Source organism: Fibrobacter sp. UWB16 (assembly GCF_900215325.1).
In the GTDB taxonomy this organism is placed as follows: domain Bacteria; phylum Fibrobacterota; class Fibrobacteria; order Fibrobacterales; family Fibrobacteraceae; genus Fibrobacter.
The window spans coordinates 69,401-82,328 of the sequence record NZ_OCMS01000002.1 but is presented as its reverse complement, the minus strand read 5'-3'; the positions used below and the strand labels follow the sequence as shown (position 1 = coordinate 82,328).

Below are 12,928 nucleotides of genomic sequence, written 5' to 3'. Positions count from 1 at the left end.
GCGCGTCCATTAAGCTTATTTCGGCCAGTAGCCGGTCGGCTTTTGGTTCAGGTACATGAGCCTAGCCCATTCAGAACTTTTCGCTTCATCCATAAAGTAAAGTTCATCAAGCGAACCCTTGAAAACACGGTCTACCTTTCCACTGGATTGCTTGCGAGCGCCAATGACAAACGGACCATCCGATGTTCGCTTATCATCCGTATGGTTGCGGCTAATCAAGGTTTCTTCAAGCTTGCCATTCCTGAAAATCGCCGTCGAATCGCCCGACTTGACGACCGTAAAATGCACCCACTGCTTGTAATCGGTTTCCGGCGCAATCGCGATGCTCGCCTGGTACCAATGATCCAAATCCGATTCGTCGAGTTCCTTGTACATCCAGCTAGAACGGTCGCTATCACCTGCCTGATACTTGAAGTGGTATTCCGCTTCGGACTTGCCCCAAATGAATCGCGACGTCGAAGTATCTTCAACATTCACCCAGAAAGACGCAGTAAAGCTAGACGTATCCTTCAACGCAAAGCCCCTATAATCTGCGGATTCCTGAATTTCAATAATGGAAGATTTTCCGTTAAATACAAACGCACCGCCAATAATTCCATCGCCAGCCGTGACATCAGTGACGCGTCCCTTGAACGGATTATCGCCAGAAGTCTTGACTATAGAATCCGGGAATTCAGATTCATCAAAGTTCCACGCCGCCACAAAGCCATCTGTGAAAGAGAACGGATCTGCAGCACGCATCAAGGCCTGCGCATTTCCGAAAGCATCGTCTCTCACAACACAAGCCTCCGTCACACTAGGTTCCTCAATAAAATCCGTTTCATTCCAGGCGAAAACGAGCTTTTGCGTTTCCCGTTGCGGGTAAAGCGTAGACAAGCGAACCCACAGCCCCGTCGGAATAGAGTCCTTGCCACAAACGACCTTGAAAGTCGTCCAGAACGAAGCTGGCTCCAAATAAACTTTAAGTGCAGATATATTCTTGACAAGCGATTCACGGTCATCTGCATTCAAGTCACTCAAGCGGACGTACAGCGGGAACCCTTCAATAGTATCGCGCAGGTCTATGCCAGTCGCCGATGTATTGAGCGGGATTTCCAAAGTGCGGGCAGAACTATCATAGTAAAAGGCCTGCTTTGCATCCGTATTTTCAACAAGAACGGCCTTGATGCTATTAGTGCCCTCCGAAGTACTCACTTGCACCGAATCATAGTACGATGCCAGTACACCGGTAAAAATCGCATAACGAACAATTCCATCTGTTATAATCTTGGCGGTTGACTTGTACGTTGAACCCACGATAGAAAGGCTAGCAACCGAGTCCTTGGTATCTTGCAAATAAATCTTGATGTCGTTACTTTGATTCAATCCCAAATTGACAGATTGCGCAGAATCCTTCGCAATTTTCAGGCCAGATTCGCGAACTGCAAATGTTTCGCCATCCGAATCTTCATAAAACGCTTCCAAATTGTAAACGCCACTCGGCAAGTTTTCAAAAGCGTAATATCCCATCGAATCCGCAGTCGTCGTGTAGTACGATGTGCTATCTTCTTTTGCAGGGTCATAATCCGCCGGCACGCAGTAAACACGAGCATAAGAGGCGCGCCTAAAAAAGTCCGGTCTCTGCGCTCCGTCCACAAACGCAAGCGTTCCCATCAATTCCGGGGAACCGACTTCGGAGCTGTTCCCGCCAGCCACCTTGTTGTCAGAGCAAGATACGAGGAATACCATTGCAAGTAACGCCTGCAACGCGAACAATGCAGAAACCGCCGATTTAGCCAATCGAGTATTTCGTTTCATTGCATCCTCACTTGGACAACGGGAAAATCTGGATATTCATCTGGAAAACGCGGCCACCGTCCTCGTCCTCATTAGCAATCATAGAAATTTTTTTGCGGAATTCATTGATGCACTTGACAATTTTCTTGTAAGAACCCTCCGAAATGCCAAGAGTCACACTACTCACGTTCCTTTCGGTCGAAGGAACATTGGTAATGGACTCCTTCGCCAAATCAATAAATTCCTTGTGGTAATTGATAAACGCCTGCTGGATGACCTTGTCGCCTGTGCTAATCGCCGGATTGTTCAAAATCCAGTTGCCCTTGGCGTCCTTCTTGATCAGCCCAACGCGTTCCAGCAAATCCACCGCCTGCCGCGCCTGCTCTCCAGAAATCGGCGGCATCAAGCGCGCCCCGAGAGCATCGTAATCTCCATCAAAACCAATCATCCCGATAATCGAGCGGATCGCGGAATAGTACCAATGCGAATAAACTTCATACTGGTACGCGCGGGTCAAAAGCATCTGCTGCGTGAAACGGGAAGTCGCCGTGATTTCTTCCATGCGCTTCTTGTAGTTTTCACGCTCATCCTCGTTGGACGCCTGGCAGAACAGCACCATCGCCTCGAAATACGCAGCCTCGCTTTCATCGAATTGTAAGCCACCGACAATTTTTGCAATGCTTGCCGGAGTGAGACTCTTTTCGCCCTTCATCACGCGCGAAATAAAATCCTTGGACGAAAATCCCAGCTTGTCCGAGAAACTCCGCAGCGAATAACGGCGGTTCAAGGCTTGCGCACACTCAAAATAGTGCCGCAAATAAGCGCGGTAATCATCAAATTCAAAAACCGACATGCGCTTCGGAGGGATAGAACCGAGGCGTTCTTCAGGCTGCGATTTTTCTGCACTGGATTTCATACTCTAAAAATATATTGTAAAGCCGTTATTCGGTAAAAACGCCCCAAAAACAGCCACAAAATCGTTGTCTACCGAGGACGCTTTGTTCCCGCGACACCTGTTTTCCCTCGACATTTAGGGCACACACATCTATCTTTATAAAAAAAAGGAATTTTGCTCTGGCATCGGATTGAGCTATAAAAGCCCCACACCAAAACAAGCTCTAGCGATGCTACGAGAACAGGTCCATCTCTCAAACACGCAGGGAACGACTCCGGTCGTTCCCTTTTCAGCATGTCATGCCGGCCTTTTTGTCATCCCGGATTTGTACAAGTACAAAGCCCTTCGGCTCAGCTATGAAAATGCAAGCATTTTCGCAGCGTTCGCCTTGGTTGCTTTTATTCCGGGGCGGGATCACCTTTCCTTATCAGAAACTACCGTTTCCGATAGACCTTCTGTTGCGATGGTCCGCGAGCATTCAATGTTCGGCCTTGAGCGTCAAAGCGTTGCACCGATTTAGCCAAGTTCGCGGTTCCCGCTGAATTATCGTGAGCGACACGAGCCCCCGGTTTCAAGGCTGTCGTCTTTTCGACTTTCAACGGAGCCGTCACAATTCGCGAAAGCGTGTTCTCATCCACCTTCACAGAAACCTTGTACTCGCCCACTTCCGAAGCCTCAAGCGTTTCACGAGTTTCGCCTTCGAGGAGTTTTCCGTCTTTGTACCACTGGTAACCAAAACCCTTCGGAGCCTTGAGCATCGAGCCATCCTGCGTTACATGCAACGTATCCATTTGCAAATGGGCATACACAATTTCGGCCAAGTGCTTTGCGCCCTCGACAGACGGATGCACCATATCTTCCAAATACCAGCTCGGATTTTCAAGCGCGCTAAAACGAGAATGCAAATCAATCACATTCACGCCCTTTTCGATCCCCGCCTGCAAAATCGCCGGATTCACGCGCTTTACGACAGCCGTATCGAGAATATTCCATTCAACGTTGTTCACATAAGGCGCCAAGCAAATAAAGACATGCGGCTTCGACTTCACCTGGAACGTGTCAATCAGTGCTTCAAAATCAGCCGTGATTGCAGAGTCCACAGCCGCATCCTGCTCCGGAGTATTCCAAGTCGTATACGATTTCGAATCGTTCGTTCCCAGCTCGATGATAACCGTATCTGCAGCGAATTCTATCGCCGGCGCAAAGCGGTAACCTTTCCAGTACGAAGCCTGATCATCCTTGCGAACCGTAAGCCCGCTCACACCAAAATTTTCGACAGTATCGCCAGGTGCATCGCCACGTAGCATCCCCTGCAAATGATGCGGGTAGCTCGTTTGGTCCGGCCAGGACTCAATCCCGTAACCATACGTGATGCTATTGCCAACGCAAGCGACCTTGCCCGCCGCAAACGCCGATGCCACCATAGCTGACGACACCATGGCCGCAGCCAAAACTATCTTCCCAAACATATTCATAACCATGTGATAAATATAATCAAGAAAGAGGGATGACGAGACAAATCACAGCCGGAATTGGTCTATTTCTTCCTTTGTCAATTCGCACATCGGCTTTCCAACTCTTTCTGCATAACGAGACAACTCCAACAAGTTCACATGCATTGAAGGAGCATCTTTGTACGGATCAGGAGTGGCCCTATACGCCTCCATGGATTCCGCCAGAATGACAGGCCCTTTAGTTCCATTCATAGGTGTAAGTCTCCAAAAGATGTTTAGCCGCGTTTTCGTTCACGAAAAATTGGTATTCGTGCAAAGCCCCTAAAAATATGGCTCCTAATACTTCAATATAGTGATTAAGTAGCTCTCTGTTAAGGGCAAAGCCGTGAATTGCGCCTTGATATCCCCACTGAATTGATTTATCAGCAGCAATAGCAAATAGATGTCCTCCTACCCCAATGTATTTTTGCGATCCACACAATCGCTTATTATTACGAGGAGCAGTACAAGCCCAATGGATAAATGCAGCCACGGAATTCTTGTCATTTTTTACTCCGATAAGACCCTGAATTTCGTTATTTTCCTTTAGCGCTAAAGCAAAGACCTCAACATTATCGGGAATTTCAATCCAATTGATTCCCCAACCGTTCTTTTCGTTGAATTTTTTCAGGAATGAACGACTTTCGATTTTAAATACAACCGTTTCCTTGATTTCGCCAGTTTCGGTATCCTTGAGACAAGGAACAATTTCATCAAGCCAAATGCCGACGCCACCATTCTTCACATCATTCTTCATTTTTAACTCCTCCCCGCAGACATGCTGAAAACAGCGGGGCTTTTGTTGTTTATAGAGCAATATATCTGCTCATCCGTACACTAAATATAGACTATCGGAAAACTATCGTCAAGAGGGTTGTACATTTTTGCCGAGCAATTTTACATTCGCACCATACCGAAAAACTCCAATGCTCCGTTGGAGTTTTTTCCTTAACAATTAACCCCTATTCCGATCAAATTTCGTATTTCTACAAAATCAGACCGAATAAAAATCTAAAATCATACCGATTGAAAATATCAAATCAAACCGAATGAAAACAGCAAATCACACCGAATATATTGACAAAATCATACCGATTATATATTTTAAGGGGTATGAAATCGTCAAATTACAAGCCTAGAATCGTCGATAACCAAATAGAAAACGCCCTTTCAACCTTCGGAGCCGTATGCATCGAAGGTCCCAAATGGTGCGGCAAAACCTGGACTTCCGATTATCACGCCAACAGCAAAATCGAACTAGGCGACCCAAGTGGCAATTTCCAGAACCGACAACTTGCGGAGCTCGACCCAAAACTGATTTTAAGCGGAGATACACCTCGACTCATCGATGAATGGCAGGAAGTTCCGTCAGTATGGGACGCCGTTCGTTACGAAGTTGATCATCGTGCGCTCAAGGGTCAATTTATCCTGACAGGTTCATCTACACCGTCGCGTAAAGGAGTTCTGCACAGCGGAGCCGGACGAATCGCCAAAATTCGCATGCGGCCAATGTCGCTATACGAATCAGGAGCCTCTAGCGGAAAGGTTTCGTTACTGGACATTTGCAACGGCAAAATCGAACCAGTCATGACGGGAGACGTCCAATTAAACGACTTGATAGAACTCGTGGTTCGCGGTGGATGGCCAGGCAATCTTGGACTTTCTACGGAACAATCCATGGCCATTCCTAAAGCCTATCTTGAAGCCATTATCGACGACGATATGGATCGTCTTGACGGAATCAAACGAAACAAAAGCAAGATGACGTTGTTACTCAGATCTCTTGCCAGAAACGAATCAACCACAGCAACAAACAAAATTTTGAAGAACGACATCAAAGAAATCGATGATGACGACATCGACTCGGATACAATAGCAAGCTACCTTGATGTTTTAAAAAGACTCTTTCTTGTCGAGAACCAGCCTCCATTCTGCACAAAAATACGCTCCAAGCTTAGAGTCAAGCAAGCCGAAAAACGACACCTCGCCGACCCTTCACTTGCAGTAGCACTATTGGGAGCGACACCTAGCAAACTTTTAAATGATCTGAACACTCTAGGCTTTCTTTTCGAATCACTTTGCGAACGCGACTTGGATATCTACGCAAAATCCTTCGGAGGAAAACTATACCATTACCAAGACTACGCAAACAAGGAAATAGACTCCGTTATTGAGATGCCCGATGGTAGCTGGAACGCTTTTGAAATAAAGCTCGGAGCAAATCAGATTGATGAAGCAGCACGCAACTTATTGGATATACAGAACGATATTTCCAATGATCCAGCAGGAATTCCCCCATCCAATCTCTGCGTCATTTGCGGAATGAGCAACGCCGCCTACAAGCGTCCTGACGGAGTATTCGTAGTGCCGATTACAGCGTTGAAGAATTAAGCCTAAAAAAAGCAAAGCCCGCTCAGTGGCGGGCATGACATTCTCAAAGCAAAGCGCCTTTTACGCACCTCGCACTTATGTATTGTATTCCCTGTCGGGGTGTTCCGCCATCTCGTCCAGTTGAATTTGGTGGATGACCACGTGACCTTCGACAAGGCTCTTTTGCACATCGATAATGCGCTGGTTCCAGGAACCTCTGAACTTAATGTCCAGGGACTTCTTCGCCATGACAAACGGACCGTCGATGAGGATGTCCGCAAACGTGAGCAGTTCAAAGAGCTCCGGCTTTTCGGGCGTGAGCTTCATCAGCTGTTCGTACGTGTATCCCGTGAAAATCACGAGATTGAGACCGCGTTCCTTGATTTCGCGGGCAAGCGGAATAAGTGCCGCCGCCTGGTCCATCGGATCGCCTCCGCTAAACGTCACGCCATCGAGCAGCGGATTATCCTTGATCATCGTGATAATCGCTTCGCGCTCGATAAAGTGTCCGCCCTCAAAATCATGAGTCTGCGGATTCTGGCAACCCGGGCAGTTGTGGTGACAGCCCTGGGTAAACACAGTCAAGCGGATTCCGGGACCGTCCACGAATGATTCGGGCTCAATCCCAGCAATCCGCAGTGGAGGATATTCATCCATCTTATACGCCGTGCTTCACGCGATCGTTGACTTCAGCGCGCTTGGCGTTGTTGAAGCGGTCAATTGTACCAACGAGGTAACCCGTGATGCGGCGGATACGTTCGAATCCGATCCCTTCGCCATATTGAGACATTTCTTTTTCAGACATTTTTTGCACTCCTTGTAAAATCATCTGATCCCTCTGAATGCGGGCATTCCAGGGAATTTCTTTCTAAGTTCTTCGATCTTTTCGCAAGAGATGGCATGGCCTTCGCTACGTCCGCAGCGCGGGCAAACATCGCCAATCACACCCACAAATCCGCAAACCGGGTCGCGGTCCACCGGATGGTTGATGCTGCCGTAACCGATACCGACCTTTGCCATGTACTTCACGATCTTTTCGAAAGCGTCCAGGTTCTGCGTCGGGTCGCCATCGAGTTCGATGTAGCTGATGTGGCCAGCGTTGGTGAGCGCATGGTATGGAGCTTCGAGCGAGAGCTTCTTGAAAGCAGAAATCTTGTAGTAGACCGGCACGTGGAAAGAGTTGGTGTAGTAATCGCGGTCGGTAACGCCCGGGATAATGCCAAACTTCTTCTTGTCCATGCGCACAAAACGGCCCGAGAGGCCTTCAGCCGGCGTTGCAAGCAAGCTGAAGTTGAGGCCAAGGCGTTCGGATTCCTTGTCGCAGAATTCGCGCATGTGGCCGATAATCTTGAGGCCGAGTTCCTGAGAAGCTTCGGATTCACCGTGGTGCTTGCCCGTAAGCATCACCAACGTTTCGGCAAGGCCGATAAAGCCAATCGAAAGCGTACCGTGCTTGATGACTTCGCCCACGGTATCTTCCCAGCCGAGCTTGTCGGAATCAATCCACACACCCTGTCCCATGAGGAACGGGAAGTTCTTGACCTTGCGGCGGCTCTGCACGGCAAAACGTTCCATGAGCTGATCGCTCACGAGTTGCATCATGCGGTCGAGTTCCTTGAAGAACAAGTCCACGGACTTCATCTTGATAGCGATACGCGGGAGGTTGATCGAGGTAAAGCTCAAGTTGCCACGACCGTAAGAGATTTCGCGGCTCGGGTCGTAATGGTTGCCAATCACGCGGGTACGGCAGCCCATATACGAAATTTCGGTTTCCGGATGGCCCGGCTTGTAGTACTGCAGGTTGTACGGAGCGTCCTGGAAGCTGAAGTTCGGGAACAGGCGCTTTGCACTCACGCGGCAGGCGAGCTTGAACAAGTCGTAGTTCGGTTCACCCGGATTGAGGTTGATGCCGTCCTTGACGCGGAAAATCTGGATCGGGAAGATAGCCGTTTCGCCACCGCCGAGGCCTTCTTCGGTCGTGAGGAGCAAGTTCTTCATGACCATGCGGGCTTCCGGTTCCGTGCACATACCATAGTTGATGCTAGAGAACGGAGTCTGGGCACCAGCGCGGCTGTGCATGGAGTTCAAGTTGTGGACAAAAGCTTCCATGGCCTGGAACGTCGCCTTGTCGGTTTCTTCGTAAGCCATCTTTTCGGCAAACTTCTGGGCATTCTTCACCGTTTCGGCGTCATAAGTTTTGGAAAGTTCGTGGACTTCAGTTGTCTGGAACTTTTCATTCGGCACGAGCGTTGCGACCATGCCCATTTCAGCCATTTCGCCGTGGAGCTTTTTCACCACCGGCAGGACTTCTTCTTCGGTTTTGCCCGTCAAAAGCATGAGAGCCTTGACCATGTTCGAAAGGTAAGCCTTGCGGTACGTGATGCGCACACCGTTTGCCATGGCGTAATCGAAGTTCGGCACGGACTGTCCACCGTGCTGGTCGTTCTGGTTACTCTGAATAGCAATAGCGGCCAAGGCGGCGTAGCTGCGGATATCCTTCGGTTCGCGCAAATGACCGTGACCCGTGTTGAAGCCGTTCTTGAACAACTTAATGAGGTCAATCTGGCAGCAGGTCATCGTCAAAGAATAGAAATCGAGGTCATGGATGTGGATGTCACCATCCATGTGGGCACGGCTGTGTTCCGGCTTGAGCATCATCATCGTGTAGAAGTGCTTAGCGGATTCGCTCCCGTACTTGAGCATGGTGCCCATAGCGGTATCGCCGTCGATATTGGCGTTTTCGCGTTTGAGGTCGGATTCCTTGGCAGAGCTGAACGTAATGTCATGAAGCGTCTGCATGAGACGAGTGTTGACTTCACGTACGCGGGTACGTTCGGCGCGGTACAAGATATAGCTCTTGGCGGTATCGGCGTAACCACCTTCGGTCAAAGCCTTTTCAACAGCATCCTGAATTTCTTCGATGTCCGGCTTGGTCTTATTTTCGGCTTCAAGATGGCCAACAGCTTCGGCAGCAACCTTGAGAGCGACGTTTGTCAAAAGGTCATCGTTTCCAAGCAAATTCATCTGAGCTTGGGCAGCCTTGATCTGTTCATCCAATTCGCCAGAGGCTCTAAAAGCCTTAATTACGGCGTCTGCAATCTTCTCAATGTTGAACGGCATCTCGCGGCCGTCGCGCTTTTTGACAGTAAAAATCATCTAAAAAAAACCTTCAATTCCCGTTTCCTCAAATATAGTCAAATTTCTCCGATTTTACTATATCTTGTGTCCGAGGTCGAACCACACCCACAAGATGTAGGTCGACATCACTACAAGTATAATAAATCTTAGTCCAATTTGGAAGACTTTTTGCACGTAAGATGTAATTTTTTTGTAATATATCCTCAACTTATCAACAAGAAAAAATAATGAACAATCAAATCACAATTCTTCTATCGCATCCGAACATTTCTAACTCCATGTTCAACAAACACTTAGTGGATATCAACAGAAAAAATCCCAATTTTGTGTTTCACCACCTTGACAAAAACCGGGTTAATGGCTACTTCGACCTGGAGGCCGAAAAAAAATTGTTGAGGGAGTCCAAGGCGATCGTTTGGCAGTTCCCTATATATTGGTACAACTCCCCCTCGAGCTTGCGCGACTGGCAAGACCAAATTATGAGCCCGATTGTGTACAGCGCCGACAACTTCTTGAAGGGAATGCCCGTGCGCGTTGTATTTACTGCAGGCGCCGCCGCAGAACACTACACCCACGAAGGGCTGAACCGCTACACCGCCGAAGAAATGCTCATCCCGTTCGAAATGACCGCAAATGCCGCCGGCATGAAGTGGTTTAAGCCGCTCGGCTTTTACGGTTGCAGCCCGGATATGACAAAAGCCGCCCTTGATAAGGCGGCCAAGGAATATGAAGAAAGTTTGTTAGAACTACTTTAATTCATAAACGACGCGGACAGATGCACTCACCTCGACGGAGTCGGCAATCGCCGTTTCGTCGGGAGCGGCGGCGCCGTCCATCATGGCATTTGCCGCAAGCATGACGCCCTTGGCGCGGTAGACGCGGTTGTACTGGTTGTAGATGATTCCACCACCTTCGCTATTAATCTGGAGAACGCGACCGAGCTTGGCGCCAACGCCTTCGGCGTAATCGTTAGCCTTGGCTGTCGCCTTTTTACCCGCCGCCTTGATAACTGTAGACTGCACCGCATCGACATCCTTGAGCTGGGCGGACGTGCGCTGGATTTCGACATCCGGTTCCGAAGAAAGCGCCTGCACGAGAGCGGCTGCATCAATCTTACGGTTCACCGTAATCACAAAGCTCTGCGTAGCCACGTAACCGACGAGTTCACGCTTGCTATTGCGATAAGACCACTCCTTGTGAATTTCAACGCTGTTCTGTTCCACGTTGGATTGCGGAATTTCAAGCGATTTCACATTCTCGAAAATCACGGAACGGCGTTCAGCCAAGCGCTTGGAAACCGATTCCTTGTCCTTGCCGCGAATTTCAAGGCTAAAGCCCATTTCGAACTTGTCGGCGGCAAATTTCTTGGTTTCCGTTGCCGAGACTTCGATGCGCGGGACCTCGAGCGCAACCGAGCCATTGGACGTAGCCACAGGAACAGCAGCCGGTTCCGCCTTCACGACGCGGATGAGAACGCACACGCAGACGATCAGCAGTACGAGATAGATGATGTTAAGCAATTTTGAGATCATCGTTAAGCCCTCTTTTTAATGTTTTGAATTTAAAATAGTCATTTTCCAGACGGAAAACCAACAAAATTACTGGATCCTTCGTCGGAGTTTACCCCGGACTTGTTCCGGGGCTCAGGATGACAGGATGCACAAAAATCATCCCCAATAAAAAACAATTTTACGTTCGTTTCACCAAAACAAGATTTGCCACGAAATTCACGACAAGCGCCACTACAATGGTGGTTGTCATGCTAATGAAGGGCATCCACGGCCAGCTGAATATTTTTTCAAAAACGGCGGGCACGCCAAAGGCGGGGATTCCCTGGATAAGTACGAGGCTTATCATGCCGCAAATAACGGCGACAATCACGACCCAGGCGCGTAACGCTTTTTCTGCGGTTCCAAAAATCTTGTCTGCAAAGAACGCGAGGAGGAACATGCCGAGAAGCGGACCCGTGAAAAGACCTGTAAAGAAGATCGCATTTTTGAGGAGGCTCCCCTGCTGCGTTGCGGCAAAAAGCGCAAAGAACACGCCGAGCACGCCCCAGACGACCGTCCAGATTTTAGCACGCTTGAGCCCGCCCATTCCCATCGATTCATCCCAGCCGAGGAAGTCGCGCTCGGACGTATTGCTGAGAGAATTGATGGCGCCCGAAAGACTGCTCATCGCCGCTGCACAAATGGCAGCGACAATCAAGCCCGTCACACCAGACGGAAGCGCATTTACAATAAAGTACGGGAACACGTCATTCTGCCCGACACTCCCAGGAAGAGGTGCCACCTGCGAGACTTTGTAATAAACAAAAAGTGCAGCCCCCACCCAATAGAAAAGAATCGAAACAGCGCAACCAAGCACCATTGAAAGCACACTTGAACGGTTCGCCGCCTTCACATCCTTGCAGCTGAGGTAGCGCTGCACAAACTGCTGGTCGCAACCGCGAATGGCAATTTCAAGAATCACGTATGCAAAACCCGCCGAAATAAGCGTTCGAGCATCAGAAATATCCATCGAAGGATTCCACCAACGCGTCTTGCCCGCTTCGCTGGCGAGCGTCGCCATTTCACCAAAGCCACCCACTTGATTTGCGATAATCAAAAGCACAAGCACGCCACCGCCAAAGAACACGCAGAACTGCATCACGTCCGTCCAAATGACCGCCTTGATGCCGCCAAACCACGTGTAGAAAATGGCAATCGCCGCCGAGACGATAATTGCAAGTTTCAAGTCAATGTGCAAAATCTGTGCAAGCACAAGCGAAGGCGCGTAAAGCAAGATGCCCGTGCGGAGGAGCAAATGCAAGCAGTAAAAAACCGCAGCCAAACGGCGCACCGAGCGGCTCCCAAAACGCACTTCGAAAAGTTCATAAGCGCTCGAAATGCCAGACGTGCGGAACCGCGGGATAAACACAAAGCCCACGACCACAATGCTAAGGAGCGCACCGATCTGGAACATCAAAAAAGTCATGTCGTCGCCGAAAACATCAGCAGGCGCGCCAAGGAAAGTCGTCGCACTCACGGAAGTCGCAATGAGGCTAATGCCCACGGCCACCCACGGCATCGAGCCGCCACCGAACATGTATTCCTTGAGGTTCTTGTTGCCGCGAGAAACCCAGAGCCCAATCGCTAAGGACAAGAGCAAGTAAGCGAATAAGACAAGCCAATCAAGTGCTGTGAACATTTTTAGATATTAAGTTGTAGGTTTTAACAATAACGTCATTCTGAGTCCTTTGGGACGAAGAATCCAG

General features: G+C 49.2%; 11 protein-coding genes. 2 read left to right on the top strand and 9 right to left on the bottom strand.

Annotation, left to right across the window (positions count from 1 at the left end):
• Positions 1-15: 15 nt before the first annotated feature.
• The 4 genes from CRN95_RS05745 to CRN95_RS05725 form a co-directional block, all read right to left on the bottom strand.
• Complete coding sequence (locus CRN95_RS05745) at positions 16-1,797, bottom strand: LamG-like jellyroll fold domain-containing protein (protein WP_088630744.1); 1,782 nt, start codon at positions 1,795-1,797, stop codon at positions 16-18.
• 7 nt (positions 1,798-1,804) lie between these two features.
• The gene (locus CRN95_RS05740; protein WP_088630745.1) at positions 1,805-2,692 is read right to left on the bottom strand and encodes a TIGR02147 family protein; all 888 of its coding nucleotides are present in this window, start codon (positions 2,690-2,692) and stop codon (positions 1,805-1,807) included.
• Between the two features lie 413 nt (positions 2,693-3,105).
• Complete coding sequence (locus CRN95_RS05735; protein ID WP_088630746.1) at positions 3,106-4,152, bottom strand: GDSL-type esterase/lipase family protein; 1,047 nt, start codon at positions 4,150-4,152, stop codon at positions 3,106-3,108.
• A 211-nt stretch (positions 4,153-4,363) separates the two neighbouring features.
• A complete protein-coding gene (locus CRN95_RS05725; RefSeq protein ID WP_088630747.1) occupies positions 4,364-4,921 on the bottom strand; it encodes a hypothetical protein in 558 nt (185 codons plus the stop codon).
• A gap of 356 nt (positions 4,922-5,277) precedes the next feature.
• On the opposite strand from CRN95_RS05725, the gene CRN95_RS05720 reads away from it, so the two are divergent.
• A complete protein-coding gene (locus CRN95_RS05720) occupies positions 5,278-6,555 on the top strand; it encodes an ATP-binding protein (protein WP_088630748.1) in 1,278 nt (425 codons plus the stop codon).
• 75 nt (positions 6,556-6,630) lie between these two features.
• On the opposite strand, the gene nrdG is transcribed toward CRN95_RS05720, so the two are convergent.
• From nrdG to CRN95_RS05710, 3 genes are read right to left on the bottom strand one after another with little or no spacing between them, the layout of a single operon-like run.
• Positions 6,631-7,191 (bottom strand): anaerobic ribonucleoside-triphosphate reductase activating protein, encoded by a 561-nt coding sequence (gene nrdG, locus CRN95_RS05715; RefSeq protein ID WP_085490944.1) that lies wholly within the window; start codon positions 7,189-7,191, stop codon positions 6,631-6,633.
• 1 nt (position 7,192) lies between these two features.
• Positions 7,193-7,363 carry an anaerobic ribonucleoside-triphosphate reductase gene (gene nrdD / locus CRN95_RS15075; protein ID WP_176421796.1) on the bottom strand — a complete coding sequence of 57 codons (171 nt, stop codon included), beginning with the start codon at positions 7,361-7,363 and terminating at the stop codon, positions 7,193-7,195.
• A complete protein-coding gene (locus CRN95_RS05710) occupies positions 7,360-9,690 on the bottom strand; it encodes an anaerobic ribonucleoside triphosphate reductase (RefSeq protein WP_073423360.1) in 2,331 nt (776 codons plus the stop codon). Before CRN95_RS05710 ends, nrdD begins: the two co-directional genes overlap by 4 nt.
• 209 nt (positions 9,691-9,899) lie before the next feature.
• Between CRN95_RS05710 and CRN95_RS05705 the strand changes: the two genes are divergently transcribed.
• On the top strand, positions 9,900-10,427 hold the full coding sequence (locus tag CRN95_RS05705) for an NAD(P)H-dependent oxidoreductase (protein WP_088630749.1): 528 nt from the start codon (positions 9,900-9,902) through the stop codon (positions 10,425-10,427).
• Here CRN95_RS05705 and CRN95_RS05700 read toward each other — a convergent pair.
• Complete coding sequence (locus tag CRN95_RS05700; protein WP_088630750.1) at positions 10,419-11,204, bottom strand: SIMPL domain-containing protein; 786 nt, start codon at positions 11,202-11,204, stop codon at positions 10,419-10,421. The genes CRN95_RS05705 and CRN95_RS05700 overlap by 9 nt on opposite strands.
• A 157-nt stretch (positions 11,205-11,361) precedes the next feature.
• Positions 11,362-12,861 carry a sodium:solute symporter gene (locus CRN95_RS05695; RefSeq protein WP_097020334.1) on the bottom strand — a complete coding sequence of 500 codons (1,500 nt, stop codon included), beginning with the start codon at positions 12,859-12,861 and terminating at the stop codon, positions 11,362-11,364.
• Positions 12,862-12,928 lie beyond the last annotated feature (67 nt).